Source organism: Dactylosporangium roseum (assembly GCF_025264685.1).
GTDB classification, from domain to species: domain Bacteria; phylum Actinomycetota; class Actinomycetes; order Mycobacteriales; family Micromonosporaceae; genus Dactylosporangium; species Dactylosporangium roseum.
Genome location: NZ_CP073721.1, coordinates 7,972,748 through 7,999,234 on the forward strand (window position 1 = coordinate 7,972,748; position 26,487 = coordinate 7,999,234).

The following is a 26,487-nucleotide window of genomic DNA, read 5'->3' on the forward strand; positions in this document are numbered from 1 at the left end:
GGGGAATGGGCCGCACGATCAGGAGCGGCCCAGGCTCAACAACACCTGCCGCACCGGCGGCGCGGTGAGGTCATCGATGGTGATCGGGTCGAGGGTGGCGTAGAACGCCTCCTGCGCGCGCCGCAGCGCTGCGCGCAGGAGGCAGCCCTGGCTCAGCGGGCACGCCGGGTCGCCGGTGCACTCGACGACCTCCGTCTCGCCCTCGAGCTCACGCACCAGCCCGCCGACGGATGCCGTGCGGGCTGCGGCGGCCAGGCGCACCCCGCCGCTGCGGCCGCGCACGGTCTCCAGCAGCCCGAGGTGCTGCAGGCGCTGCACGACCTTGGCCAGATGATGCCGCGGCACGGCGACCGCCCCGGCCAGCTCATCGATGGTGAGCAGGCTCTCCCGGGTGGCACCCAGCATCAGGATGCGCAGGCTGATGTCGGTGGAGCGGTTGAGGCGCACAAACCGACCCTACCCAAAGAGGACTATAAGATTCCTGTTTTATGGGGTGTATCACTGAGTACCCGCCTATCGGGCCGGCGGCGCTGGCGATGCTTTCGGGTTCGACGTCAGTCAGGCGATGAGCGGGAAGTCCCGGCATCCACAGTAGGTGCACATGATCGTTTCTCCAGGCAGATGGTGGCGGGCGTCGACTGTGGGCGGGTCGCTGTTGCGGGACGGATCAGCGGTGTCAGACGGTGAGCGGTTGGCGGTACAGGCGGATCTGCCATACGTCAGGGCCTTCCTGCAGCCACGTGATGTCGATCTGACCCGGGTAGCGGGCATCGATCTCGGCCAGCAACGGCCGTGGCGCGTGCGGGGCGATGAGCACGAGGGCCGCGTCGGCGGGCAGGGCGTCGACCGCGGTGAGGACCCGGGCGTGACGCTGGTCGTGGGGTATGCCGCGGACGTCGACGCGGGCGTCGAGACTCAGTACCGGCGCGGCCACGTCGGCCCGACCCGTGTCGCCGCCGCACCCGCAGCCGCCCTCACCGCCGCCACCGCCGCAGCTACCGGGGGCCTCCTCCGTGCCGAGAAGGGTGTGCATGCCCGTGTCCTGGCAGGCGGCGTCACGCACCGCCGCGACATGGCGGGTCGAGTCGGCGGCGAGCTGCGTGTGGTGGGCCACGACCGCCGCGGCGGCGGCGCGATCGGCGTTCGACTGTGACATGGCACCCTCTCCCGAGTTTTCTTGTCGTTTGACGTTATAACGTTAGACCTTGTGGAAACTATGCGGCCAGGCCCCTCCGGGGAGACGATCGACACGCCCCGGCACCGTGCGCTCGGCTCGGCGAACCGGGTGGCGATCCTGCGGCTGGTCCGCGCCAGCGAGGCCGGCCTGACCGGCGCCGAGGTGGTCGAGCGCACCGGGCTGCACCCCTCGACGGTGCGGGTTCATCTGGAGCGGCTGGTCGAGGCGGGGTTGCTGGTCAAGGCGCGAGCCAGCGGCGGGGCTCCCGGGCGACCGGCCTGGCGGTACCGGGGTGCTGCGGCCGAGCCCGCCCCGGCGCCGTACCGGACCCTCGCCGCGGCGTTGCTGGAGCACCTGGCCGGTGCTGGCGGCGGCGCCCCGGCGGCCGCGGCCGCGGGTCAGGCGTGGGGCCGACGACTGGCCACCACCGTGGCCGGCTCGGCGGGGAACTCCGCCGAGCCGGCCACGGTGGTGGTGGACGTGCTCACGCAGCTCGGGTTCGACCCGCAGCCCGCACCGTCGCCCTCAGCACCTCCGGGCGATGGGACGCCGCCGGGCGACACCGCCGTGGAGGTGCACCTGCGGACCTGCCCGTTCCTGGACCTGGTCGGGCAGCATCCGGACGTGATGTGCGGCCTGCACGCCGGAATGATCAGCGGCGTACTGCACACCGCCGGCGCGCCGGACGGGCAGTCCGTGCTCGAGCCGTTCGGCGCCCCCGCCGCCTGCGTCGTGCGGCTGCGTCTGCCGGACCCCACGGTGCCGGGCGACCGGCCGTGACCCGCACCGACTCCGTCGGCGTCGCCTGGCGGCTGCCGATGGTGGCCGCTGGCGGCCTCGCGCTGCTCGCCGGGCTGTACGCCGCGCTGCTGCTGCTCGGCTTCGGCCTACCGGTGCCCCGCCCGTACCTGGCCGACGTGCACGGCCCGGTGCTGGTCCTCGGGTTCGTCGGCACCCTCATCGCCCTGGAACGTGCCGTGGCACTCGGCACCCGGTGGGCCTTCGCCGCACCCGGCTGCGCGGGTGCCGGCGGCCTCGCCCTCGTCGCGACAGGACCGACGCTGCCTGGCAAGCTGCTGCTCGCCACCGCGGGAGTGCTGCTGCTGGCCGTCTACCGGGCGCTGTGGCGCCGCCAACCCGGAGCGGCACTGCTCGCCCAGGCGACCGGTGCGTTCGCCTGGTATGCCGCGACCCTGCTCTGGCTGGCCGGTCTCCCGATCCCCGACCTGGTGCCGTGGCTGGCCACCTTTCTCATCGCGACCATCGCCGGGGAACGCCTCGAACTGGCCCACGTCGCCCTCACCGGCCCCCGCCCGCAGCGCTGGTTCCTCGCCGCGCTCGCCGCCCTGATCGCCGGGACCACCGCGGCGACCCTGTGGCCCACCGCCGGCACCTACCTGTTCGGCGGGGGTGTCCTCGCCGTCGTGGCCTGGCTGGCCGTCTTCGATGTCGCCCGGCGCACCGTCCACGCTCGCGGCCTGCCCCGCTACGTCGCCGCCGGGCTGCTCACCGGCTACGCCTGGCTGACCCTGGCCGGACTGTTGTGGGCCGGCGCCGGACCGACAGTGGCCGGTCCCCGCTACGACGCCACGGCACACGCGGTGTTTCTCGGGTTCACCATGTCGATGATCTTCGCCCACGCGCCGGTGATCCTGCCCGCGGTGCTGCGCCGCCCGTTGCCCTACCGGCCGGTGCTGTACGCCCCACTCGCCCTGCTGCACGTCTCGCTGCTGGTCCGCCTCGGCCTCGGCGACGGCGCCGGCTGGGAGGGGGTATGGCGGTGGGCCGGCGCCGCCAACGGCACCGCCGTACTCGCATTCGCCGCCTGCGCCGTCACCCTCACCGTATGCGCCGGGCGTAACGCGGTGCGAGCCGACTCGGTGCAGCGTTCCGGATCACGGCAGATCACGGCCAGCGCTGGGGAGTCGCGGTGAGCGCGGCACCGGCCCCAAACCCGCCGACCGGGCGGGCCCGGTGGCACCGTCGCAGCAACCTGCCGCCACTGGGCTACCTCGCCGGCATCGTCGCGGTCGGCCTGGCTCACCCGGCCTTGCCGCAGTGGCGGTGGCTGGCCATTCACCTGCTGCTGCTCGGCGCGGTCAGCAACGCCATCGTCATCTGGAGCGCCCACTTCACCGCCGCGGTACTGCGGGTCCCGGCCCCGGCCAGCCGGCGCGGCGGCACCATCCGCCTCGCTGTGCTCAATGTCGGTGTCCTAGCCGTGCTCGCCGGCGGAACGCTCGGCCTGCCGTGGGTCGGCGTCGGCGGCGCCGCCGTCGTGTTCGCGGCGATCTGCGCCCACCTGCACTGGCTGTACGCTCAGGTTCGGGCGGCGTTGCCGGCCCGCTTCGCCGTCACCGTCCACTACTACCTGGCCGCCGCGCTCGCGCTGCTGGCCGGGATCCCGGCCGGGGCGTGGATGCTCGTCACCGACGACACCGCCCGGCCCCGGCTGATCCTGTTCCACGCCCACGTCAACCTGATCGGCTGGGTCACCCTCACCGTGCTGGGCACGGTCCTCACGCTGTGGCCGACCATCCTGCGCACCCGCATGGCCGATGGCGCCGTCGCCACCGCCCGCACCGCCCTGCCCGTCGCCATCGCCGGGCTGGTCGGGCTCGCCGTCGGCGGCCTGGCCTGGTGGCCGGTCCTCGCCGTCGGCGGCCTCGCGCTCACCGCCGTCGCCGTCGCCGTCGTGATCCGCCCGGCGGTACAGGTTGCCCGGCACAAATCCCCGGCCTCGTTCGCCGCCTGGTCCCTGGTTGCCGCCGGCGGCTGGCTGTTCGCTGCCCTCGCCGTCGACGCCACCACCCTCGCCACCGCCACGGGCCCCGCCGACGCGGCCGACCGGTTCAGCGGTGTGCTCGTGCCGCTGCTGGTCGGCTTCACCGCCCAGACCCTGCTCGGCGCCCTGACCCACCTGCTGCCCGTCGCGCTCGGCGGCGGCCCAACCCAGGTGCGCGCCGCAATCGCCGTCCTCGAGCGACACGGCCCGCAGCGGGTGACCATGGCCAACCTCGCGCTGCTGGTGTTCCTGCTACCGGTCCCGCCCTACGTGCGGATCACCACCGCACTGCTCGTGCTCACCGCACTGGTGCAGTTCCTGGTCCCGGCCGCCCGACTCGTCCTCGCCAGGAGACCACCCGTGACCACGCCGACCGTCCCCGCACCAGACCTCCCATCGCACGCCCGGACCGCGCCAGCCACCACACCACCGGCAACGCCGGCAACACCTCCGCCGACGCCGCCGGCCCGGCCGCTCGGCGGCGTCGCGACTGGCACCGCCCTGGTCCTGCTCGCCGTCCTCATCGGCGTCGCCGCCCAACACACGACCAACCCCGCCACGGCACCGAACGCCGCCGCGGTCGACGTGCCGGCCACCGGGCACACCACCACCGTCCAGGTCACCGCCGACGGCATGCGATTCCACCCCGACCGCATCACCGTCCCGGCCGGGAACCGCCTCGTCATCGAACTGACCAACCACGACAACCGCCGCCACGACCTCGTCCTGGCCACCGGCCCCAAGACCGCCACCATCAACCGCGACGCCACCGCACACCTGGACGCCGGCGTCATCGGTGGCACCGTCGAAGGCTGGTGCTCCCTACCCGGCCACCGACAGGCCGGCATGACCCTCACCATCACCACCACCGCCGGTACGACGTCCGAACACGAGCACGGCCCCACGTCCGCGTCCACCACCGCCGCTCCGCTGGCGACACCGCAGATCGATCCCATGGCCGACCCCGGCCCCGCGTTCACCGCCCACGACGCCACCGCCCCCACCACCGGCACGCAGCGAATCCATCGCCTCGAACTGCGCGTGCGAGAGGTGACCCGGGAGGTCGCCCCCGGCGTCCGGCAGCAACTGTGGACGTTCAATGGCACCGCCCCCGGCCCCACCCTGCGCGGCAAGATCGGCGACACCTTCGACATCACGCTCATCAACGACGGCACCATCGACCACGGCATCGACTTCCACGCCGGCGCCCTCGCCCCCGACACCCCGATGCGGCCCATCGACCCCGGCCAGCAGCTCACCTACCGGTTCACCGCCACCAAAGCCGGCATCTGGATGTACCACTGCTCGACCATGCCGATGCTGCTGCACATCGGCAACGGCATGTACGGCGCCGTCATCATCGACCCGCCCGACCTCGCCCCCGTCGACCGCGAATACGTCCTCACGCAGTCCGAGCTCTACCTCGGCCCCGACGGCCACCCCGGCGACCTGACCAAGATGCAGACCGAGCGCCCCGACGCCGTCGTGTTCAACGGCTACCCCGCCCAGTACACCCACCGGCCACTTACCGCCACCGCCGGGCAACGGGTCCGGATCTGGGTCCTCGACGTCGGCCCCAGTCGCCCCACCGCCTTCCACATCGTCGGCGCCCAGTTCGACACCGTCTACCGCGAAGGCCACTACCAGCTACGACCCGGAGACCCCGGCGGCGCCCAGGTCCTCGACCTGCCCCCGGCCGGCGGCGGCTTCGTCGAAACCGTCCCGCCGGAAGCGGGGCATTACCCGTTCGTCTCGCACATCATGGTCGACGCCGAACGCGGCGCACGCGGCATCCTCGACGTCCAGGGACGCCCATCATGACCTCGCAGACAGGTACCGGACCGCGGTCGGCACCGGCCACCGGCGCGCGGGTCGGGCGGCCGGCATCGCCACGCCGCCGCGCCGTGCGCCGGTTCGTCCCGCCCCAGCACGGGGCCTGGGCGATGCTCCTGTTGCCCTGGCTCGCCGGCGTCCTCACCGTCGGGTTCCGCTGGCCGCACCTGCCCCTGCTGGTCGCGTGGCTCAGCGGTTACCTGCTCAGCTACTACCTGCTGCTGGCGGTCAAGACCCGCCGGCCCGAACGGTTCCGCGGCCAGCTAACGGTTTACGCGATACCGACCGTCCTGCTCGGTGGGCTCGTCGTCGCGGCCGTGCCGAGCCTGCTGTGGTATGCCCCCTGCTACGCGCTGCTCCTCGCGGTCAACGTTGGCTACGCGGCCCGCCGCGACGAACGCGCGCTGCTCAACGACCTCGCCTCCGTCGTACAGAGCTGCTTGATGGTGTTCGTATGCGCCACCATCGCCCACGTCCCACCCGCCGGCGTCACCGTCGCCTTCGTCACGCTGCTGGCCTACCTCGCCGGCACCGTCCTATACGTCAAGACCATGATCCGGGAGCGCGACAGCATCGGCTACCGACGGGCATCGATCACCTTCCACCTCCTCACCGCGGCGGGAATGTTCTTGTTGAACCCCATCGTCGGCGCCGGGTTCCTGCTTCTGGCGGCCCGCGCCTGGGCACTCCCAGGACGCCAGCTCAAGCCGGTCCACGTCGGTGTCATCGAGATCGGCGCCTCGCTGCTCGTTCTCCTCGCCACAGTGATCAGTTGACACATCACGGCTGGCTCAGGCTCACGGCACACGTCGACCGACCCGGGCGGCTGCCGCCCAGTCAGCCGTCAACCGGCTGCTGCCGCTGGACGAACCCGTCCAGTGCGGACGGCGCCGGTCAGCGGCCAGTATATCGAAGGACGTAACCATGTACTAAAATGAATCATCATCACACTACCTGGGGGGGATAGTGGCGGAGCTGCAAACTCGTATCGCAGCGGCATCAGCAATGGCCATGGCCATGCACGGTGCCCACTGGTCTAGTCGTGGACTTGTCGCGACCGATGCCAGCGCATCCGCGAGTTCGAGCACCGCGACGGCCCCTAACGGGGCGACAGACACCACCGGCGCCGGCCGTCGGTGGCGACGTGTGGACCGATCGTGGCGGCTGGACCGCGAACCCGAAGCGGCCCCCGGTCTAGTTTGACCCGCGGGGCGACATCCATACTCATCACCCGCCTCCGTTCGCCCGCGGCTAGTGCATAGTTCCTCAAAGGCAGTACACGAACTTGCGGCGTAGTGTGCGGGTCGGTGGTGCCGGGCGTCCCCAGATCCAGGGCTTGGCGCGGGTGTTGAGCTGGGCGGTGGCCACGTCCACGGCGTGGGTGATCTCGTCGGTGTCGACAAAGGACTGTCCGGCGAACGCGGCCCGGCGCAGCAGCCGCCACCAGCCCTCCGCCATATTCAGCCAGCAGGCCCGCTTCGGGATGAAGACCTGCTGAATCCGGGGGTGACGGGCCAGCCACCGCTGTACCTTGCCGCTGCAGTGGCTGGACAGGTTGTCGGTGATCACCCGGATCTGCCCGCGCGGGTTGGCCCCGGCGACCTTTGCGAGGAGCTGGATCCAGCCGTCGCTGTTACGGGAGGGGGCGCAGCAGGTCACCTCGGTGCCGTCGCGGATGCGTAGCCCACCGTAGACCCACAGCTTGTCCGGACCGCGGGAGTATTCCAAGGGTGCTTTGATGCGGTGGCCGTCGGGTGACCAGCCCGGCGCCGGCGGGAACGTCCGCGGGATCACCGGCCCCAGTTCGTCGGCGCAGATCACCGTGGTCCGCGCCGGCGGGTGGGTGTAGAGCCCGACGACCGCCGCCCTTTTGAGACGAAGTCAGGATCCTCGCTGTGCGCCCAGGAGCGGGTGTGCCGCCAGCGGACCTTCTCCGCCAGCAGGATCCGCCGCACCTGGCTGCGGTGCACATCGATGCCTTCGGCCTGGGCGGCCTCGGTGAGGCTGTTCAGCGTCCACCGCGGCGCGCCGTGCTCATCCGCAGCGGCCAACTGCCCGGCGTCATCACGGACCGGCCGGCCCGCAGGAACCGAACGAGCCAACGCGATGATGCGACCACGCTGCTGTTCGGTGATCCGGCGTTTGCGTCCCGCTCCGGGCAGGTCACCCAGCCCATCGACACCCTCGGCGTTGAACCGGGCCAGCCGTTCCCGCACCGTCTGCATGTGGCAGCCGAGCTGGGCGGCGATCGCACTGGTACGGGCTCCGTCCCAACTGGCCGCGATCATCTTCGCCCGCATGATCCAGTCCGCTGGGGCGTGCCGCGACCCCGCCAACTTCCGGATCTTCCGCTCCTCCTCCGCATCCGCGGGAGGACGCGCGTACAGCAACTTCGGCATGACAGATCGCCTCCCCACCAGCATCCCACCAGCAGGGCCGATCTACACCCCCAAAGAGGAACTATGCACTAGCAGCCGCGGCATCGGCGAGGCGAACACGAACGCGACGGCCCCGCCGTGTCCGACGGCGAGGAGAAGGTCCGCCTGCTCCAGATGCGTCATGTGCTGTTGAAACCCGACCGGGCGCATGCGCGCGGCGAGGGTCTAGCGGTCGAGGCTGTACACAACGCGTCGACGCCGGGCATCGAGCACGATCCTGTGGGATATGCAACGGCAGGATTGACTACGGACGGCGAAAAACCGACCGTGACGGGCATGACCATCCAGCCGGCCACCGACCCAAGCGATGAAATGCCAACCGGGATGGCCCGCCTTCGGAACGCCATCGCCTGCGAGTTGCACGCGCAACTCGCCATGCGTGGCGAAACGATCAACCTTGCAGACGTCCCCGAAGTCGCCTTCGCCGTGACCATGCAGCTCCGGCACGCGTTTCGCATCGAGTGGGCACCTCGATGGATCGACGAACGGGACGACGGTGAATCACTCGGCTTGGATGCCACCGTCTTCCGTGCATCGACCCTGCCGAACGAGGAAACCCAGGGATCAACAGACCGATACCCAATCTTCGACCACGGATGGCCACGCCGGCTCTGACATCTACCCATTCGACAAAACACGAAGTGCGGCTGGAGTACGCCGCCGCCGTCTGAGTCAGGAGGGAATGCCAGTTCGCCGTGCCACCCGATCAGACAGGTGCAACTGTGCCGCCGGGAATCCCGACGCGGGACGGTGATCGCCGTGGGTGCTCCGTGGGTGCTCGGATGTTCAGGACCGTGGACGGACCAGCCCGGATTCCGCGACTGACGGCACACTGCCCTGTTCCACAATGTGAACCAGCAACGCCCGGACCAGGCAATACGCGCCAGGACGGAAACGGACGAGAGCTGGCAGGGACGGACGAGGTACCCTATTCGCGCGGGCTGCTAGCTCAATGGCAGAGCTGCGGACTTTTAATCCTCAGGAATGCGCCATCGTTGCCGATCAAGATGGCCGTTGAGCAGCCAAACGCAGACGCAGACTGTCTACTGTGGATCTAAAGTGCTCGGTGGGCGCTCGTCTGTTCGGAGCGATTGAGTGTGCCCACGTCCGACCGGAGGCGACGTTGTCCGACGGAGTCCGCAGGACAGCGCGCCTCGGAAGCCGGCGAGTGATCGAGCCGCGCGGTAGCCATGTCAACGGCGATGGACAAGAAGGACGCAACAAGATCGGCGCGAGAATTGGATAGGGCAATGACCAGCACGGATGTATTTTTCGGCGGTCACACCGTTCCAGCGACAGGATCAAGGAACGACGCCGGCTGAGATCGGCCCGGGCGGTGAGCCGGCGGAGCACCGGCGCACCGACATCGTCGGCGGACAGCAGCACCTCCATGGCGGTGACGTCGTCGCCCTGGTCAGCCAACTCATCCGAGCGCGCCAAATGTCGTCGCACATACAGCATCGGGGACGCAACCAATGGCGCTTCCCAGCACCGGCGCTCACGGGCGCAGGACCTGTCAGCGTAGCGTCCAGGTGGCGGTGTCGGTGTATGCCGTTCCGGCGTGGACGCCGGTCACCTCGATGGTGTTGGTGCCCGGTGCCAGCGTGACGTTGGACCAGGTGTAGGCGTGACCGGTCAGCGGGGTCGCTGCGCCGACCTGGACGCCGTTGACCTTCAGGGTCACGCTGTCGGCTGTCCCGTACACCTTGACGCTCGTGGCCGGGTCGGTCCGGTCGACCCAGCGCCGGCTGGTGATGTACACGAACGGCGTCGCGGTCCAGTTGGCTTTGTACCAGTAGAACGCGTCCTTGCGGGTGGCCCGCTCATAGGTCACCAGACCCTTGTCGTTGCGTCCGGGGGTGTCGCCCTCGCCGCGCTGGTCGGCAGCGAAGTCGAACATGTTCCATACGAAGGTTCCCCACAGGTACGGGCGGGCGCTGATTTGCGCCCAGTACCGTTCGTGGAGCAGCGCCTGATACTCCTCGGGGTGCCAGGCACCGGCCGGTTGCGGGGGTGGCGGGTCGGCCTGGTGCTGCACGATGCTGGCGCCGGCGCCGTACTCACTCAGCGCTATTCGCTGCGCCGGCTGCTCCCGGTGCAGGTTGTCCAGAAAGACGCCGAGCCGGTCGGCCGAACCGTAGTACCAGCCGTAGTAGCGGTTATATCCGGTGACGGCCGAGTGCGCGGTCAGGCCGCCGTCGATGACCGCGGTGCTGTGCGCGTACGTGGACAGCCTGTCCGGGTCCTCGGCGGCAGCCAGCTTGGCGAGGGACGCGAGGACGCGGTTGGTCGCGGGGTCGTCGGCGTGCTGTTCGTTGCCGATGCCCCAGAACGCGATCGACGGATGGTTGTAGTTCTGCCGGATCAGCTCACGGAGTTGCTGTTCGGCATTGCCGGTGAATGCCAGACCGTCGGTGATCGAGTCGACCAGCGGGATTTCCGTCCACACCAGATAGCCGCGTTCGTCCGCGAGGTCGTACACCTTCTGATCCTGCTGGTAGTGCGCGGTCCGCAACGCGTTGACACCCATCTCGTCCATGATGTCGAAGTCGAGCTTGTGATCGGCGTTGGTCAGCGCCCAACCTCGGTCAAGCCGGTCCTGGTGCCGGTTCACGCCGTGCAGCGCCAGGTGATCGCCGTTGAGGAACAGGCCACGATCCGGGTCGATGGACACGGTGCGCAACCCGAACCGTTCGGTCACGGTATCCGTCACGTTGCCGGTCGCAGCGTCGCGAATCTCGACGTTCGCTCGGTAGAGAAACGGGTCTGCGCGCCCGCGCCACAGCCGCGGGGCGGTAATGGTGACCGGCTGGACGACTCGGATGACGGCGCCCGGGGCGACACGCTGGACCGCGCTGGTGGCGTCGGCGACCGCGACGCCGTCCGTGCGTGTGACGGTTGTCCGGACGATGACCTCGCGCCGCTGTTCACTGCTGTTGCGAACGCGGACCGAAACATCGACGTCCGCGGAGGTGCCGACGCTGCGCTGTCGCACGTACACGCCCGGTCCGGCGCTGTCGAGCAGGTCGACAGCCAGCGCGTCCGTCGCCAACAGGTGCACGTCGCGATAGATTCCCCCGAAGAACGTGTAGTCGGCGCTCAGAGGCGGCACATCGGGGTCGGGGGCGTTGCTCACCCGTACCGCGACGACGTTGTCCCGACCCGGCGCCAACGCCCCGGTGGCGTCGAACCTGAATCTCGCGTAGCCGCCCCGGTGCTGGCCAAGATGAGTTCCGTTGACCCAGACGTCGGCCACACTGTTCGCGCCGTCGAACTGCAGCCACAGCCGTTTGCCCGCCCAGTCCGCCGCGGGCGTGTAGTGCCGGCGGTACCAGCCCGTGCCGCGGTGGTAGTCCGCGCCGCCGTCCTGACCGTCGGAGCCGTTCCAGGTGTGCGGGACGCTCACCGGCGTCCAGCCCGCGTCGTCGAAGCCGATCCCGTCGGCACCCGGCCGGTCGCCCTGGAGGAACCGCCAATCCGCGTTCAGCCCGACCTGCAGGCGCCCGGCCGGCGTGCCGTCCCCGTCGAGCTCCGGTGGCGCCGAGAACGCCAACGACAGCAGCACCGCGGACGCGGATAGCGTCACGATGGCGAAGAAGGCAGAACCCAGCCTGCGCCATCTCACGGGCCGGGGCGCCGTGCGTACGAGATTCGAGTGCATCGGCTGCGATGCTGCCAGACGACCGCACGCGAACATAGGCGGCCATCCCCAGAGGCCGCGGCGGCGGCGCCGTAGGCGATCCGCAGGTGAGTTCCGTCGACGTGCCCAACGTGGCGGGCGTCCGGTCACACAGTGGGATGGGAAGCCTGCACCGCGGCGGAAGTTCAAGCGGGAGTACGGCTTGGCTCCCGGTCGGTACCGCCAGCAGTCACGGAGATAGTCCGGTCGGCGCGACGTGACGACGACGGCCTCCTGTTGGACGCCAACCCAATCTGCTTGATATGCAGGTAATCCTCCTTTGCCGCCGGCATGTTTGTGCCGGTAGGCCGGGCCGAGAGGTTCCTGCATGTCGCGAAGCGGTCTGCGTGTCCATCGGTCCCGGAACGCGGCTGGCGATCTTGTCGTGCGGTTCGGTGCGGCGTTGTTGGGTGCGTATCTGGAGTTTCTGGTGGTGCGGTGTCAACGGCCATGGTGGTGTGGGCTCTGGCACGACGCTCGTTTGCGCTGGGCCGAAGGCGGCCCAGGCTATCGCTGCGGCGGGCGAGGTGATGTGCGTGCCCGATACGCAACGCGCTGCCGTGGCCCCAGTTCCTGACCGGCGAGATCACGGCGTTCGACACCCTGCTGCGCGAACTGGCCGCCTGCGGCCGACACCTGGCGCAACTGCTGCCCGACGCGCCCGCCGGGGTGCTGACCTTGATCCCGGCATCGGCGTGCTCACCCCTCCTACTACGGCGCGGCCCTCGGCCATCCTGTCCGGTTCGCCGACAACGGCATCGACCTACCGCTACTCCGGTCTGGCCCCCGACCGGCTACGAATCGGCCGGCGGCGCGCCGCCACCGTGCACATCACCTGGCCATAGTCGGAGACACCTGGCGGTCCTGATCAGCGCCATCGTGGGCCACGCCGGGTGGGTGTCCGTTGATCAGGCGGCATGCGAGAAGGAGCGAACTACAGGCTGGGAGCCGGCAGCACCTCGAATTCGCCGATGTCCGCACTGACGATGAGCGTTTCGAGGTCGTCGCTGGGGCCGCCTCCGCGGAAGGCGTGCATTGCGGCGCGATCCGTCCAGCATTCGTAGACGTTGACACGCTCGGCGTCGATCGGATCGGTAGCGACGACAAAGTCGTGACATCCGGGGGCGGTGCGGGCAAGCTGGATGTCTTCGCGCGAGAGGGTCAGGAAGCGTTCACGGTCGCCGGTGCCGACGCGGAGGTGACCGGCAACGATGATCATTGCGCGGCCGTTTCGTAGGCGAGGAGCATCGCGCCGGAAGCGAACTGGTGCGTGTGCGCCAGGCACAGTTCGGCCTTCGGGTAGGTCCCGTCGAACAAGCGGGCACCGCCGCCGAGCAGCACGGGATTGACGATGAGTCGAAGCTCGTCGAGGACGCCGAGCCCAACGGCGGTCGTGGCAGCGCGGGCGCCGGCAAAGAGCGCGAGGTCGCCTCCGTCCCGCTGTTTGAGCCGGGCCAGCGCAGTGGCGGGATCGTCGCCGAGCAGGTGGGTGTTGTGCCAGCCGGCGCGCTTGAGTGTCCGGGACAGGACATACTTGGGCAGCTCGTGCATCTTGCGCGCCTGGACGGCAGATACTTCGTCCCCCGCCGTGGGCCAATACGCCGCGAGCTGCTCGAAGGCCACCCGCCCGAAGATCATGCCATCGATGGATTCAAGAAGCTGGTCCAGGTAGCGCTGGAATTCCTCGTCAGAGAAGTGCCAGTCGATGTCACCAGCCGTATCGCAGATGTAGCCGTCCAACGACACGTTGATGTGCAAGAAGATTCGTCTCATCGCATCTCCCCTGGTTGCGCGCCACGGGCGCTCGTGGGCGGGTGGTTCAAAGCTGGACATCGGCGCGGTCGCCATGCCGATATTCTTGGCCGATACTTCTTGATTGAGTGAACAATAAGTCGGCACCCTATGACTTCTTGAACGAACTGTCAATAAGTCGTAGCATGTCGCCATGCCTCGAACCGGCCGGCCGCGTACCTTCGACGAAGACCACGTGATCAACGGCGCCAAGGACGTCTTCTGGCGGCGCGGCTACGCGGCAACCTCCCTGAGAGACCTCAAGGACGAACTCGGCGTGTTGCCGGGCAGCCTCTACGGTGCCTTCGGCGACAAGCACGCATTGTTCCTGCGGGCATTGCAGCGCTACGCCGATGACACACGCGTGGCCGCCTCGGCCGTCCTGGCCGACGGCCCATTGTTGCCGCGCATCAGTGAACTGCTCCGTAACGTCTTGGCCGCTGCCCGTACGGCACCAGGGCGCGGCTGCATGCTCGGCAACACCGCCGCAGAGCTGCTTCCAGACGATGAGGCCGCCGGTCGGGTGGTGAGCGGCGCGTTCAGCACGCTGGAGCATGCGATCGAGCAGGCGCTGGCTGTCGCGCAGCGGACCGGCGAGATCCGTGCGGACGTTGATTGCGCGGCCCAAGCCCGCCTCCTTGTCGTTCTCATGCAAGGCCTGCATGTGGTCGCCCGCACAGAACCTGACCCCCACCGGCTTGACGATGTCGTCCACATAGCCCTCGCGTCGCTTACACCCACGCACGCACGCGCCGCGGAATGCACAGGCCAGACTCGGCGATCAGCGCGGCCATAGTCGGTACGTCCGCCGCCGCGGTGCAGGAATGGGCATCAACGTTCGTCGGACTACGACACCCGCGGTGGCACCCAACGCGCCATCCGCAACCGCATCCGAGCCCTGCACAACCTCGGCTACGTCGTCAACCTGCAACCCGCCGCATAACACAGGCAACAACCCTCCCGGCTCCGCCGGGAGCTGCCGCCCGCCACTCACCGTTCATTTTCGAGCTAGAACTGCCGCTCAACTGTGGAACGTGGGAGAAGGTACGGTGGGCGCGCTCCGCCTTCAGTGCACGGTGAGCCGCGAGGGGTGTCATGTTCAATCACAAGCCGGACGACTATGTGTGCCCCTTCTGCCACGTGCTCATCGTGCCGAATGATCACTACGAGAATCTGTACGACCTGCCGTCTCACTACGGGCACGCGATCCATGACCTGGCCCGCGAGGTCGCAATCGGCATGCGGCATACCTACGGCTGCGATGGAACCTCCGTGCGCCAGCACAACGAGCCGGCCGGCAACCAGGATTTCTGGCTGTCAACGCTTCCGGAACCAGTCTTTCGGGAGCGGCGACACTGGCACTACCACATGCATGTCTTCCCGCGATATACCGGTGACAACCTCTACTTCACCTACCCGGACCAAGATTTCAGACCGGCCGAGCAGCGCGCAGTGTTCGCGGACAAGCTGCGCGAGCACTTCGAGTCGACGTCACCGAACTGATCCGAGACGGCCCGGCGCCGCTGGCACACTGCCGTAGTTGGCATGACCTGCGGGTTGTCGACCGATTCAGGGACCACCTCGCTCGGGTGGTTGAGGGTGACACCCACCGAGGTGGTCACCGACGCCGCGGCGGTCTACCCCGCAGTGCCCGACGAGCTGATCCCGTTGGCCTGGCACCACGTCAAGTGCCATGCCAACAACCCGATCGAGGCCGATCACGGTCTGCTCAAGCACCGGCTCAGACCGATGCGCGGACTGCGCACCGACCGCACTGCGCAGACGATCATCGCCGCACACGCCTTCATGCAGAACCTCCGTCGCGGCCACGACGAACTCGGGCTCGACGCACCACGCGGTCTCCGCATCGCCGCGGCGTTCACCGAACTCGCCACCGCCGTCTGAGTCAGGAGGGAATGCCAGTTCGCCGTGCCACCCGATCAGACAATGCAACTGCGCCCACCGGGCACCCCGACGCGGGACGGTGATCGCCGTGGGTGCTCCGTGGGTGCTCGGATGTTCAGGACCGTGGACGGACCAGCCCGGATCAACCCGGATTCCGCGGCTGACGGCACACTGCCATGTTCCACAATGTGGACTGGCAACGCCTGGACCAGGCAATACGCGCCAGGACGGAAACGGACGCGAGCTGGCACGGGCGGACGAGGTACCCTATTCGCGCGGGCTGCTAGCTCAATGGCAGAGCTGCGGACTTTTAATCCGTAGGTTCAGGGTTCGAGTCCCTGGCGGCCCACTCGTTGACCTGCACTTTTGCGCTGCTTGCCTGTCCTGTGTGGTCGGTGGTTGCTCGCCGCGCGCTTCTTCGCGCTCTTGCTCTTCGGTGGTCGTGCCGGGCGCGGCGCGGCGGCCTGACCTGCGGTTTCACGGTTCGGGGGCCGTTCCGGGGCGTCGAGTGTTGCGGATCGGGCGCCGTGGTCGCCGCATTCGTTGCGTCGCTTCTTGATCTGTTTGCGGACGGCGGTGAGCACGAACTCGGCGGTGGCCGTCGCGGCTCGGCGCTGGGCTTCGGGTAGGACGCTGGTGTAGGTGTCTGCGGTGAGGACGATGCTGGCGTGGCCGAGCTGATCCTGGACGGTCTTGAGGTCGGCGCCGGCCTGGTGGGCGAGGGACGCGGCGCCGTGCCGGAGGTCGTGCAGCCGGACCGACGGGAGTTCGGCGGTCTGGCACAGGCGGTGGAACCGATAGGTGAGGTAGTCCGGGTGCAGCGGCTGCCCGTCGGCCCGGGTGAAAACGTAGCCGGTGTCCTGCCAGTTTGTCCGGCGGCGAGCCGCTCTAGGCGCTGCCGGCGGGCGTGCTCGCACAGGACCTGGACGGCGCCGGTCCAAGGCGATGACGCGGCGGCTGGCGGCACTTTTCGGTGGTCCGACGTAGGGCCGAGGAAGGGATTGACCGGCTCCGGGCTTTGACGACGCTGGGGGCGGCCGCAGCGGGCTGCGGGGCGCTTGGCCGCCGACATCTTGAACAGTGCCGATCCCGGCTGTCGACCGCGTCGCCGAGTAGATCAGCCTGCTCGAGGATGACGAACAGTGCGTCTGCAGCGCAGGCCACCATCTCGCTGGCTTCCTCGGCGCTCGCGCCGGATGAGGCTGACTGGCCGCGGTACGCCGAAGCGTTCGCAACCATGCACCGGCTGACCGGCGACTGACTTGCCGGACCGACCGACCCGAGTTCGTTCGTCTATCGCCTGCGGGCGGTGATGGCGCTGGTGGGCGAAGGGTCTGGGGCGCGGAGCTCGATCGGATCGTGTCGGGCCTGGAGGAACAGCAGATCCTCCCTCCGTCAGCCGCCCTTGTGGCGTCATATAGAGCGAAGGAGGCACCGTGACCCTGCGGCAGGATGCGGCGCGGCGAGGTTTCGACGACTTCGTCCGTGCCGAGAGCGATGCGCTGATCAGGTCGGCATACCTGCTCACCGGCGACCGATATCACGCCGAAGACCTGGTGCAGACCGCGCTCGCCCGGGCGGCGACTCGATGGCACAAGATCGAGGAGCCCCGCGCGTACGTCTACCGCATTCTCTACACCCAGTCTGTGAGTTGGTGGCGCAGGCGGCGAATCCGGGTGGTCGAGACGCTCACTGGGGATGTGCCCGAGCGGCAGGCGCCAGCCGGGCCGGATCTGGAGCTAGCGGTGGTGCTGCGCCAAGCGCTGGGCCGGCTGACCCCACGGCAGCGAGCGGTGCTCGTGCTGCGCTTCTACGAGGACCACAGTGAGGCCGAGACCGCGGTACGCCTCGGCTGCCGGATCGGCACTGTCAAGAGTCAAACCAGGCACGCCCTCGACCGCCTGCGCCGGCTCGCGCCCGAGCTCGCTGAGTTGGTCAACCTGAAAGCTGAGGTGGGATCATGAGCACTGAGACGCGGCTGCGTGAGGGCCTGCGGGTCCTCGCCGGTCAGGCACCGCCCGCGGCGGTCCCCGAAGACCTCTTCGACCAGGCCCACAACCGCGCCAGGCAGCGGCGGGCCGTGCGCGGCATCGCTGTGGTGGTTACGTTGCTTACCTTGACGGTTGGTCTGGCGTTTCGTCCCGGCGGCACCAGCATGCCGGGCGACCCCACGTCGGTCACCGTCGGCCTGCCGCGCAAACTCCACGTGCCGCCGCTTCGGACCGCGCACGTCGGTCAGTCGCCACCGGGTACCGCCGCCGCGATCTTCGGTGGCACGGCCACCACTGACGACTGGAACGAGGGGCGATTCGCCGTCGTGGCGGCTGGCAGCGACCGTTACCGGGTGTTCAACGAGTTCACCTACACGGCTCCCGGGTTCGACGCGCTGCTGTCCCCGGACGGCGACCTCGTCGCACGTAACCGGACGGTACGGTCGCTCCGCCCCGACCGTCGCGTCTCGATCGCCCTGCCCGGCGACCCACGCGCGTTCTCGCCGGATGGGACGCTGCTGGTGTACGAAACAGGAGATGGCACGACGTACATCGATGGCGTCCAGCACCGGGAGAGCCGGATTGCTGTCTACGACCTGACCAGCCGGAGCGAGATCGCCAGCATTGACAACTCCGACAATCTCTCGGCTCCGGTGGTAGCGCTGTCGCGCGACAACAGCCGCCTCGCGGTCCAGGTACGCGACCAGATCCGGCTCTACCACCTTGACAGTCCGAACCCGGCGCCGTACGCGATCGTGGCGCTGGACGCCGAGACGTTGGCCGGACCCGGCGCTTGGCTGCCCGACGGCCGGTCGTTCGTCACCGCCCGACGCGGCTCGGATGGAACGTGGCGGCTAGTGCCTCACAATGCCGACACCGGCGCGGCCCAGCCGGCGAGTCCCTTCCCGAACGTGGTCGACGCTCGCTATCTCCGGGTGATCGGCTGGCGCGCCGACGGAGCCGCGATCGCCATCGTCGCAGTGCCGCGGGCAGGCGCACTACCGGCCCTGCTGTTTCAGGACAAAATCACCTGGGTCCCGTACCCCGACAGCAACACCGCCCGCGCGCGCCTTGTCGCGCTAGCCCCGAACACATTCGACCCGACGGTATTACTGGAGACACCGGACGGCGTAAGCGATCTCGACGTAGCCGCCGATCTGGCGATCTCCGGGCAGTTCCGCACATCGGGGAGTCCTGACTACGGTCCGCCCTCGCCCTTCTTCCTGGCCGCCGGAGGCGTACTGATGCTGCTGGTCGGCGTGCCCCTGCTGTGGCTGGTCCTACGCGTTCGTCGACGCGTCACGGAACGCAAGGCCCGCGCCGCGCCAGCCATCGGGTGAGAGTGCGTGCCGGTGATCCTGTGGAGTTCCAAAACCCTTCTTGCAGCACGGCGACGAGCACCGACTACGCAGCGTGGTGGATGACTCGCGGTCGTGTACGGATTGGCCGATGAGCGTGCGTTCGGATGCACGCTCATCGGCCATAGGCTCGGCTCGTCGCCCGTGCCGCGAGGGCCAGCGGCATCGAAACCAGGCCGACCATCAACACCAGCACACGGGAGCGTTCCGGTCCTGGTAAATTCCGTCGATCATGGCCAGTGTGGCGGACTGCCCGATCATGTTCCTCGACGTCGATGGCGTGCTGATCCCGCTCCGTGCTCGGCCGACCGAGGCGACCTCGGTCGAGGGCTGCGCAGCTCTGCCGGTCGATGATGATGCGGGCAATCCGCTGCTGGGGCGGCTCGACCAGGAGGACGGGCGCCGGCTTCTGTCGCTGGGATGCCAACTGGTGTGGGCGACCACTTGGATGTCGGACGCGAATGAACTGGTCGCGCCCCGGCTCGGACTGCCGGAGCTGCCCGTGGTCGACTTCCCCGACGATGACGGGAAGCCCGAGCACGGACTGCATTGGAAGACGCGGTTCCTCATCAGGTGGGCCGCCGGGCGTACGTTCGTCTGGCTCGACGACGAGGTCACCGACGCTGACCGGCGATGGGTTCGAGCCAATTATGCGGGGAATGCCTTGCTGCACCGAGCCGATCCGACCGTCGGAGTCACCGCCACGGACTTCGAGGCGATCAGGCGATGGATCGGGCGGGCAAGCAAGTCGTGGAGATCCACTCGATTCGGCACCGGCGCGACGCCTACCGCATGACCTGCGGTTTCAGGCCGGGTCCGGGCCTATCGTCGCATGGCGGGTCGCCTGCTGTGGGTCCACGCGCGCAACGCCCATTCGAACGGGCCGTACCGGAACCGCCGCATCCACCAGTAGCTGGCAGCCGCCTGTACCACAAAGATCGTCAGCGCGATGAGCAGCGTCTGCGCCGGCGATGTGTGGCCGGCCAGGCCCAACCCGACGCCGGTGAAGACGAGCACGCAGACGAGCGACTGGCCCAGATAGTTTGTCAGCGCCATGCGTCCCGCGGGCGCCAACGCGTCCGCGAGACGCGGCCGCCGTGTGAACAGACGCAGCAGGGTCGCGGCGTAGGCCGCGGCGAGGAACGGGGCGGTGACGATGCTGACCATCAGTCCGGTCATGTTCGCTGTGCCGCCGCCGATCGCGAACACGGTGGCGCCGGCCAGACCGACCGGATAGCCGACCCGCTCGCATCGGCGCAGCAGGTTCTCGTGGGTGTGCACGGCGGCGAGCATCCGGTGCTTGCCGGCGGCGAGACCGACGAGGAACGCGGCGAAGGCCAACGGCCCTTGCACGGCAAGTGCGCCGAACATTCCCGGCAACGAGCGCAGGTGCTCCAGGATGACATCACCGAGCCCGCCGCGAAGGGCCTCCGTCGAACGCGCACCGGCGGTGATCGCGGCGGCCTCGTCCGGGACCACCGCGGCACCAAGAACCGCGGCCAGACCGACCACAAACCCGATCACGCCCACGATGATCGCCGCCGCGAACAGGGCAGTGCGCGGCTCGATCCGCCGAACGGCGAGCAGCACGAGACCGAGCAACGCGTACGTGGTGAGGATGTCGCCGTGGTACAGCAGCACCGCGTGCAGCGCCCCGAGCACGAACAACCCGGACAGCCGGCGCAGGAACGGCCGGCCGAAGGCCGCCCCACGCCGGGCCGCCGAGTCGAGTTGCAGGGTGAAGCTGTAGCCGAACAGGAATGAGAACAGCAGGTACGCCTTCATCGCGAACAGCAGTTCCGCCGTACCCGCGACCAGCCGGTCGAGCGCACGGTGCGCCGGATCGTCGACCAGTTGGAACTCATATCCGGAGCTGAAGTACCACACATTGGCCAGCAGGATGAGCAGCAGCGCGATCCCGCGCAACGCGTCCACAACGTTGATCCGGGCGTCGTCAGTGTTCTCAGCGGCGGTATCCAGGGCCCGGTCCTGCCGGTCAGGTCGGAGCGCACTCATGGCGTCGAGCCTCGCGAGACCCGGAGGGCGCCGCGCAGGTCGAGCGCGCCGGTCGGCTCGTCGGCGAAGAGGGATCCATAACCGCCGTGAAACTGCCCGCGGCGAAGCCGATGGTGCGACTCCAGACGAACGACATCAGTCATGCCGTACAGCGTATGAGTGCACTAGTATCGGTAATAGTGAGGCTGTCCCCCGTATTCGTCCTCGGGGTACCGTGACTGCACTAGTGCACGGGAGGCCGCTGTGGAGGAACCGCCGTACCGCCGGATCGCCGCCGATCTCGCCGACCGGATCGCGTCGGGCGAGCTCGCGCCCGGGGCGAGGATCCCGTCGACCCGGCAGCTCATGGCCGAGTACGGGGTAGCGATGGCGACCGCGACGAAGGTCCTGGCGGCCCTGCGCGAGCGGGGTCTCGTCGAGCCCATGCGGGGCGTCGGCACCGTGGTCGCCGCGGTCGGTGCGGGTAGAGCACCGGGCCCCGACCGCGAGCAGGTGGTCGCCACCGCCGTGGCCGTCGCCGACGCCGAGGGGCTGCACGGCCTGTCGATGCGCCGGCTCGCCGGCCAGCTCGGCATCCCCACGATGGCGGTCTACCGGTACGTGGCCGACCGGGAAGAGCTGCTGCTTTTCATGATCGACAAGGTCATGGCCGACCACCCGCCCCCGGCCCTCATCCCGGACCGCGACGGCTGGCGGGCCTGCCTCGAGGCCGTCGCCCAGCTACAGTGGGCGATGTACCGCCGGCACACCTGGCTGGCCCAGGCGGTCTCCTTCACCCGGCCGCTGCCGGCCCCACACGCCATGGCCCACACCGAGTGGATGATGCGGGCCCTGGACGGGCGCGGGCTCGACCTGAACGCACAGTTCACGGCGGCGGTGACGGTGGCCAACTACGTGCGCGGCACGGCGGTGAACCTGGCCGAGGAGGCGCAGGCCGAGCAGGACAGCGGCCTGACCGGCACCCAGTGGATGGAGGCCCACGAAGAACGGATCGGCACGGTCCTGGCCGACGGGCGGCTCCCGCTGATGGCCCGCTTCGTCACCGCCGACGACGGGGTGTGGAACCTGGACGTGCTCTTCGAGTTCGGCCTCCAGCGCCTCCTCGACGGCCTCGCCCCGCTCCTGCGATGACGGAATCCGCCTCGCGCGGCAGCGACGCTTGCCCTACTCAAGAACCGCGAACCAAGGCTCCATGATGCAGCCGGTTCGGCTCGGCTCCCGCTTGAGCTGCCGGACGGCCTTACCCAGATCACCGCGCACGAGTTCCGCATGCCAATCGGCTGGCGGTGGACGTTGGCGGCGAATCCGTGATCGAATGTCGCACTGCCCTTCATTGCGGCCGGCGCGGGGTGGCATGTCGGTTTTACGCCACGACGCTCGTCGCAGCTCCCAGCGGAGCTGCCCTTCATTGCGGCCCGGCACCGGGGATGCTGCGCACCGCGGTCGCGGCTCCCAGCGGAGCCGGCCGCCCCGGCCGGGTTGAACATGAGAGCAAACAGAAACTCCGCGAAGACGCTCTCCAACGTCGCCGGACTGTACTGCCGGCTGTCGAACACGGGTTTCCGGGAACAGTCCGGGCTCGGCCCTGATCCGGCCCGGGGCCCGGACGGGCGAGGATCGACGTCGTGCTGCTACGCCGGATGAACCTCAACCACGTGGCGCTCGGCGGCTTCGCGCTCGCCGCCACCCTGGCCGTCGACGGCCACGTGGACCCCAACGACACGCTCGACCCCTGGGCGCTGACCGTCAGCGACTTCGCGGTCTCCGACCGCGGCGGGGTGGTCGACGCGGCCATGGTGGTCATGGCGGCCGCGTCGATCGCGCTCGTCCTGGCGCTGCGCCGGTCGGGCGTCCGGGTCGGCCGCCGGGTGACGGCGCTGTTCGCGGTCTGGTGCGGGGGCCTGCTCGCGGCGGCCGTCGTCCCGACCGACGAGCCCGGCCTGCCGCTGACCACGGCCGGCTACGTCCACCGCTACGCCTCGGTGGCGGCCTTCGCGGCTCTCCCGGCCGCCGGGTGGCTGCTGTCGAGGCACGTGCTCCGCACCCGCTGGGTGCGGAGCACCGCGCTGCTCAGCGTGTTCTTCGCGCTGGCCATGGTCTGGTCGGCGATTCCCGGCGACCGCGTCATGATCGGCCTGACCGAGCGCCTCCTGCTCGCCGCCGAGACGGGTCTGCTGGTGGCCCTGGCCTGGCCGGTCAAGGCCACCGGAGTGATCCGCAGGCCGGCGGCTATGCGCACCACCAGGTCGTCGCGGGCGAGGGTGCCGCCGCTCGTGGCGGTCAGGTTGACCGCCACCCATGCCTCGAACGTGGTGGCGGTGCCGGCGAGCAGCCGGTCGAGGAGCGCGCGGGTGGAGCGCTCCGCCTGGCCGATGATCTGTCCATTGAGGGGCATGGCTACTCCTTGGGATCCGGTGGTTCCAGTGGTACGGCCAGCAGCGTCCGCAGCTCGCCGGCGAACGCCGCCGTCCGCTCCGCGTCCAGGCCGCCGAGCGGGGCCAGGAGCTGATCGAGCAGGCGACTGACGATCACCACCGCCCGGCCGGTGACGTCGCGCCCCTCGGCGGTGAGCACGAGCTGGACCGCTCGGGTGTCGGCCGGGTCGGGCAGGCGGTCGACCAGGCCGGCCGACTCGAGCGCGCGGGCGAGCTTGGAGACGTACAGCGGCTCGAGACCGGTCCGGTCGGCAATGGCTAGTATCTACAGGATCTCGGTGTCCCGGAGCAGGCGCCACAGGCCGGCGCCGTCGGGGGCGCGCAGCCAGCGCTGAGCGCCCGACGGCACACGTTTCGAGCTGTCGGCCGGGCTCGGGAAGGCACCGGCCAGCACCGCCTGGGTCGGCGACAGGTGCCGGATCGCGACGGCCGCCACGCTCTCCGGGTGCTCGGCGACGAACTCGGCGTAGATCTCCGGGTCGTGCTGGCCGTCATCGCCGACGAGCAGCCAGCGGATGTTCGGGAACTCGTCCGCGAGCCGCGCCAGCGAGGCGCGCTTGTGTGCCTGACCGCTGCGGAAGAACCGATCGGGCTGCGGCCCCCAGTCGGTCAGCAGCAACGGGCCGGCCGGGTAGAGGTGCCGGGACAGGAAGCGGGTCAGGGTGGCGGCGACGTTCCACGCACCGGTGGACAGGTAGAACACGGGTGCACCGGGGTTGGCGTTGACCAGCCGCTCGTACAGCACCGCCATGCCGGGGACGGAGGCGCGGGCGTGCTCGTCGAGCACGAACGTGTTCCAGGCGGCGAGCATCGGCCTGGGCAGGGCGGTCACCATGACCGTGTCGTCGACGTCGGAGACGACGCCGAAGCGGATGTCCGGATCGATGATGCGCACCGGCGCCTCGACCGCGGCGCTGTCCTCGACGCGCAGCGTGACCGTGGCCCAACCGGGAGCCAGGTCGGCCTCCACCACGGTGTCGATGAAGCCACCCCGGTCGCAACGGACCTCGCACGTACGGCCACCGGCCTCGATCCGCACGAGCGCGTCATTGACGGAGACCGCGGTGAAGGACCGCCACCCGCGCAGCTTCTTCAGGCGCTTGGCCGGCTTCGGGTCGATCCGGGCGAGCAGGACCCGGCCGAGCACACGCACCCAGCCCGGCTGTTCCGGGGTCATGCTCGCGCCGTATCCGGTGTAGGCGGTGACGGCGACCTTCCAACCCCGCCGGCGCAGCCGCCGCTCGATCACGTTGTGGATGGCGTCCTCGACGCGGGCAGCGCGGTGCAGGGGCAGGGGCGCGGCCGAGGTGCTGCTGGAGGCTCCGTTGGGGGCCCCGTTGGGGATCACCGACACGGGCCCAACCCTGTCACAGCCAGCACGTCCACGCACAGGACGTACACCTCGAAACGCCTGAGGATCGTGATCAGCTCACGGTGACAAGACGACGACGCTGGCATGAATCCGTGAGCCCGAACCGGCGGGGCACTTCTAGCGTAGTTGTCATCGGGAACACCAAGGATTCCCAGAGGGCGCACGGAGGTGCGAAATGGCAACCACGATCGAGGCCGTTCGGGCCGAGGCGCTCTTCGCCTCGACCCTGCAGTCGTCGGAGACGCCCGCGAGCGGTGAGATCCGCGCCGCGGTCGCGGTGACGCTGCGGCAGATCGGCATCCAGGGCTGCGCCGCGCGGGTCGCGAGCGAGTTCGGGGACCACCCGGAGACCGCCGTCGCGCGGATGGTGTGGGCGTTGGCGCAGATCCGGGCGACATACCCGGCCAAGGGCAGCAAGGCGATCCGGGCCATCCGGGCGATGCGCCGCCCGGGCGCCGTGATCCGCCCGCTCGCGTTGACCGCATAGTCGCCGCCGGCCGGTTTTCCGACCCGGCCGGTGGGGTAAGCGGCAGGCATGCAGGAGTTGCATGTATCGCTCGATCCGGCCGAGCTCGACCCGGCGACGCAAAAGCTGCGGGAGCCCCTCGAAGCCCAGCTAAGCTCGGCGCTCCAGCGGGCGGCGGAGACGATCGAGCGTGACTACCACGGCGAGTCGGTCGCGGAGGTGAGCCGGCGGCTCCTGGACGTCGCCCGGTCGAGCCTCCACCCGGACATCGCCACAGGCTTCCAGCCCGACGAACGCGAACTGCGGCAGGCCGCGCAGGCGGTCGTCAACGCGGCGCGATCGTGAGGGATTTTCCTCGAACACCCCGGGACTGCAACCTGCCCGCTCCACACTGAGGCCCAGTGAACGACCGTCGGTGCCCGTACGTCCTGGGAGGTCAGCGTGGAGCGGCACAAACTCACGATCGACATGAACGACGCCACGATCGAGAAGCTGCGCGACCACCACTTCGCGCTCTTCGGGCTCCACGCGGTCGCCACCTCGGCGAGCGGCGCCCCGACGATCTGGCTCTCCGTGCACTACCTCGAGCGCCGGCTCGAGGTGACGTGGCAGGAGACCTATTCGATGTACACCACCCGGCACGGGACGACGGCGCCGAACACGAGAATCGTGGCGACCCACAACTACCCGGCGCCGCTCGGCAGCGTGCTCACCGTCTCCGGCAACGACGGCGCCGGCATCGTGTCCCCCGGCGGGCCCGCCGGGCATCTGGAGATCGACAACACCGGGCGGACCGACCTCGGCGCGGGCCTCTGCGTGCACGACGCGCACGGCATGTACCAGCCCATCGGCATCTTCGACCTGATCGACGTCGACCTGTTCCAGCCGATCCCGAAGGTCGCGTTCTTCTTCTCGCCGATCCCGCACATGGCCGGGGAGATCACGACCAGGGCGCTCGGGCCCGGGGTCATGCTGGACTACTCGATGGCCCGGGACCACTCGCTGTCGATCGAATACGACCTGCACGACGGCTGGGCATGCGACAACCGGCCGTACGCGAAGCCGATCGACGCCAACGAGCCGCTCGGCCCGCTGTTGCTGCAGCGTTCCGCGGCGTTGCAGGCGCTGGCCATGCAGCGCCAGCGCAGCACCAGTCGCTAGTCGTTGCGGATGTACGTGACGGCGTGGGCCTCGGTCAGGTCCGGCGGCTCCCATCGATCGGCCGTCCGGGTGATCACCGA

At 69.4% G+C, this 26,487-nt stretch carries 27 protein-coding genes, 1 tRNA gene and 2 pseudogenes; 18 read left to right on the top strand and 12 right to left on the bottom strand.

Annotated elements, in window-relative coordinates:
• Positions 1–18: 18 nt before the first annotated feature.
• Complete coding sequence (locus Drose_RS37495; protein WP_260725926.1) at positions 19–447, bottom strand: RrF2 family transcriptional regulator; 429 nt, start codon at positions 445–447, stop codon at positions 19–21.
• Between the two features lie 229 nt (positions 448–676).
• Complete coding sequence (locus tag Drose_RS37500; RefSeq protein WP_260725927.1) at positions 677–1,156, bottom strand: DUF2249 domain-containing protein; 480 nt, start codon at positions 1,154–1,156, stop codon at positions 677–679.
• Between the two features lie 60 nt (positions 1,157–1,216).
• On the opposite strand from Drose_RS37500, the gene Drose_RS37505 reads away from it, so the two are divergent.
• From Drose_RS37505 to Drose_RS37520, 4 genes are read left to right on the top strand one after another with little or no spacing between them, the layout of a single operon-like run.
• A complete protein-coding gene (locus Drose_RS37505; protein ID WP_260725928.1) occupies positions 1,217–1,957 on the top strand; it encodes a helix-turn-helix domain-containing protein in 741 nt (246 codons plus the stop codon).
• Positions 1,954–3,111 (top strand): hypothetical protein, encoded by a 1,158-nt coding sequence (locus Drose_RS37510; RefSeq protein WP_260725929.1) that lies wholly within the window; start codon positions 1,954–1,956, stop codon positions 3,109–3,111. The genes Drose_RS37505 and Drose_RS37510 overlap by 4 nt, the downstream gene beginning before the upstream one ends.
• On the top strand, positions 3,108–5,783 hold the full coding sequence (locus Drose_RS37515) for a multicopper oxidase domain-containing protein (protein ID WP_260725930.1): 2,676 nt from the start codon (positions 3,108–3,110) through the stop codon (positions 5,781–5,783). The genes Drose_RS37510 and Drose_RS37515 overlap by 4 nt, the downstream gene beginning before the upstream one ends.
• A complete protein-coding gene (locus Drose_RS37520; RefSeq protein WP_260725931.1) occupies positions 5,780–6,571 on the top strand; it encodes a YwiC-like family protein in 792 nt (263 codons plus the stop codon). The genes Drose_RS37515 and Drose_RS37520 overlap by 4 nt, the downstream gene beginning before the upstream one ends.
• Positions 6,572–7,061: 490 nt before the next feature.
• Here the strand turns inward: Drose_RS37520 and Drose_RS37525 are convergent, their stop codons facing one another.
• Positions 7,062–7,616, bottom strand: coding sequence for an IS630 family transposase (locus tag Drose_RS37525; RefSeq protein WP_260725932.1), 555 nt, complete (start codon positions 7,614–7,616; stop codon positions 7,062–7,064).
• Positions 7,613–8,194, bottom strand: a complete 582-nt coding sequence (locus Drose_RS37530) for a helix-turn-helix domain-containing protein (RefSeq protein ID WP_260725933.1) — start codon at positions 8,192–8,194, stop codon at positions 7,613–7,615. The genes Drose_RS37525 and Drose_RS37530 overlap by 4 nt, the downstream gene beginning before the upstream one ends.
• Positions 8,195–8,311: 117 nt before the next feature.
• On the opposite strand from Drose_RS37530, the gene Drose_RS37535 reads away from it, so the two are divergent.
• Positions 8,312–8,848, top strand: coding sequence for a hypothetical protein (locus Drose_RS37535; protein ID WP_260725934.1), 537 nt, complete (start codon positions 8,312–8,314; stop codon positions 8,846–8,848).
• A gap of 901 nt (positions 8,849–9,749) precedes the next feature.
• Here the strand turns inward: Drose_RS37535 and Drose_RS37540 are convergent.
• The 3 genes from Drose_RS37540 to Drose_RS37550 all read right to left on the bottom strand — a co-directional run bounded on the left by Drose_RS37540 (position 9,750) and on the right by Drose_RS37550 (position 13,685).
• The gene (locus Drose_RS37540) at positions 9,750–11,819 is read right to left on the bottom strand and encodes a glycoside hydrolase family 2 protein (RefSeq protein WP_260725935.1); all 2,070 of its coding nucleotides are present in this window, start codon (positions 11,817–11,819) and stop codon (positions 9,750–9,752) included.
• Positions 11,820–12,846: 1,027 nt separating this feature from the next.
• Positions 12,847–13,131 carry a putative quinol monooxygenase gene (locus Drose_RS37545; protein ID WP_260725936.1) on the bottom strand — a complete coding sequence of 95 codons (285 nt, stop codon included), beginning with the start codon at positions 13,129–13,131 and terminating at the stop codon, positions 12,847–12,849.
• On the bottom strand, positions 13,128–13,685 hold the full coding sequence (locus Drose_RS37550) for a dihydrofolate reductase family protein (RefSeq protein ID WP_260725937.1): 558 nt from the start codon (positions 13,683–13,685) through the stop codon (positions 13,128–13,130). The genes Drose_RS37545 and Drose_RS37550 overlap by 4 nt, the downstream gene beginning before the upstream one ends.
• A 172-nt stretch (positions 13,686–13,857) precedes the next feature.
• Between Drose_RS37550 and Drose_RS37555 the strand changes: the two genes are divergently transcribed.
• The 4 genes and pseudogenes from Drose_RS37555 to Drose_RS37570 all read left to right on the top strand — a co-directional run bounded on the left by Drose_RS37555 (position 13,858) and on the right by Drose_RS37570 (position 15,957).
• Positions 13,858–14,499, top strand: a complete 642-nt coding sequence (locus Drose_RS37555; RefSeq protein ID WP_260725938.1) for a TetR/AcrR family transcriptional regulator — start codon at positions 13,858–13,860, stop codon at positions 14,497–14,499.
• Positions 14,500–14,798: 299 nt separating this feature from the next.
• Positions 14,799–15,206, top strand: a complete 408-nt coding sequence (locus Drose_RS37560) for an HIT family protein (RefSeq protein ID WP_260725939.1) — start codon at positions 14,799–14,801, stop codon at positions 15,204–15,206.
• A 102-nt stretch (positions 15,207–15,308) separates the two neighbouring features.
• A pseudogene (locus Drose_RS37565) lies at positions 15,309–15,608 on the top strand (DDE-type integrase/transposase/recombinase); the annotation flags it as partial.
• Between the two features lie 277 nt (positions 15,609–15,885).
• Positions 15,886–15,957: transfer RNA gene (locus Drose_RS37570), tRNA-Lys, on the top strand.
• On the opposite strand, the gene Drose_RS37575 is transcribed toward Drose_RS37570, so the two are convergent.
• Positions 15,932–16,525, bottom strand: a complete 594-nt coding sequence (locus Drose_RS37575; protein ID WP_260725940.1) for a tyrosine-type recombinase/integrase — start codon at positions 16,523–16,525, stop codon at positions 15,932–15,934. The two genes, Drose_RS37570 and Drose_RS37575, sit on opposite strands and share 26 nt — an antisense overlap.
• Positions 16,526–16,740: 215 nt before the next feature.
• Between Drose_RS37575 and Drose_RS37580 the strand changes: the two genes are divergently transcribed.
• The 4 genes from Drose_RS37580 (at position 16,741) to Drose_RS37595 (ending at position 19,753) form a co-directional block, all read left to right on the top strand.
• Positions 16,741–16,869 (top strand): hypothetical protein, encoded by a 129-nt coding sequence (locus tag Drose_RS37580; protein ID WP_260725941.1) that lies wholly within the window; start codon positions 16,741–16,743, stop codon positions 16,867–16,869.
• A 175-nt stretch (positions 16,870–17,044) separates the two neighbouring features.
• Entirely contained in the window at positions 17,045–17,572 is a 528-nt protein-coding gene (locus tag Drose_RS37585) for a SigE family RNA polymerase sigma factor (RefSeq protein ID WP_313899979.1), read from the top strand.
• 116 nt (positions 17,573–17,688) lie between these two features.
• A complete protein-coding gene (locus tag Drose_RS37590; protein ID WP_260725942.1) occupies positions 17,689–18,939 on the top strand; it encodes a WD40 repeat domain-containing protein in 1,251 nt (416 codons plus the stop codon).
• Positions 18,940–19,189: 250 nt separating this feature from the next.
• Positions 19,190–19,753, top strand: coding sequence for an HAD domain-containing protein (locus tag Drose_RS37595; protein WP_260725943.1), 564 nt, complete (start codon positions 19,190–19,192; stop codon positions 19,751–19,753).
• A gap of 26 nt (positions 19,754–19,779) precedes the next feature.
• Here the strand turns inward: Drose_RS37595 and Drose_RS37600 are convergent, their stop codons facing one another.
• On the bottom strand, positions 19,780–20,973 hold the full coding sequence (locus Drose_RS37600; RefSeq protein WP_260725944.1) for a DUF418 domain-containing protein: 1,194 nt from the start codon (positions 20,971–20,973) through the stop codon (positions 19,780–19,782).
• Positions 20,970–21,116, bottom strand: coding sequence for a hypothetical protein (locus Drose_RS37605; protein ID WP_260725945.1), 147 nt, complete (start codon positions 21,114–21,116; stop codon positions 20,970–20,972). Before Drose_RS37605 ends, Drose_RS37600 begins: the two co-directional genes overlap by 4 nt.
• 100 nt (positions 21,117–21,216) lie before the next feature.
• On the opposite strand from Drose_RS37605, the gene Drose_RS37610 reads away from it, so the two are divergent.
• Positions 21,217–22,104: a TetR/AcrR family transcriptional regulator C-terminal domain-containing protein gene (locus Drose_RS37610; protein WP_260725946.1), complete on the top strand. Its 888-nt coding sequence runs from the start codon at positions 21,217–21,219 to the stop codon at positions 22,102–22,104.
• Positions 22,105–22,598: 494 nt separating this feature from the next.
• Entirely contained in the window at positions 22,599–23,498 is a 900-nt protein-coding gene (locus Drose_RS37615) for a DUF998 domain-containing protein (RefSeq protein ID WP_260725947.1), read from the top strand.
• A gap of 106 nt (positions 23,499–23,604) precedes the next feature.
• Here Drose_RS37615 and Drose_RS39300 read toward each other — a convergent pair.
• Together Drose_RS39300 and Drose_RS37625 are read right to left on the bottom strand one after the other, a co-directional pair.
• Positions 23,605–23,673: pseudogene (locus Drose_RS39300) on the bottom strand (hypothetical protein); the annotation flags it as partial.
• Positions 23,674–24,756: an App1 family protein gene (locus Drose_RS37625; RefSeq protein WP_260729952.1), complete on the bottom strand. Its 1,083-nt coding sequence runs from the start codon at positions 24,754–24,756 to the stop codon at positions 23,674–23,676. It lies immediately after the preceding pseudogene.
• A gap of 199 nt (positions 24,757–24,955) precedes the next feature.
• Between Drose_RS37625 and Drose_RS37630 the strand changes: the two genes are divergently transcribed.
• The 3 genes from Drose_RS37630 to Drose_RS37640 all read left to right on the top strand — a co-directional run bounded on the left by Drose_RS37630 (position 24,956) and on the right by Drose_RS37640 (position 26,407).
• Positions 24,956–25,267 carry a hypothetical protein gene (locus Drose_RS37630; protein WP_260725948.1) on the top strand — a complete coding sequence of 104 codons (312 nt, stop codon included), beginning with the start codon at positions 24,956–24,958 and terminating at the stop codon, positions 25,265–25,267.
• A gap of 48 nt (positions 25,268–25,315) precedes the next feature.
• On the top strand, positions 25,316–25,591 hold the full coding sequence (locus Drose_RS37635) for a hypothetical protein (RefSeq protein ID WP_260725949.1): 276 nt from the start codon (positions 25,316–25,318) through the stop codon (positions 25,589–25,591).
• Between the two features lie 96 nt (positions 25,592–25,687).
• The gene (locus Drose_RS37640) at positions 25,688–26,407 is read left to right on the top strand and encodes a hypothetical protein (protein WP_260725950.1); all 720 of its coding nucleotides are present in this window, start codon (positions 25,688–25,690) and stop codon (positions 26,405–26,407) included.
• Positions 26,408–26,487 lie beyond the last annotated feature (80 nt).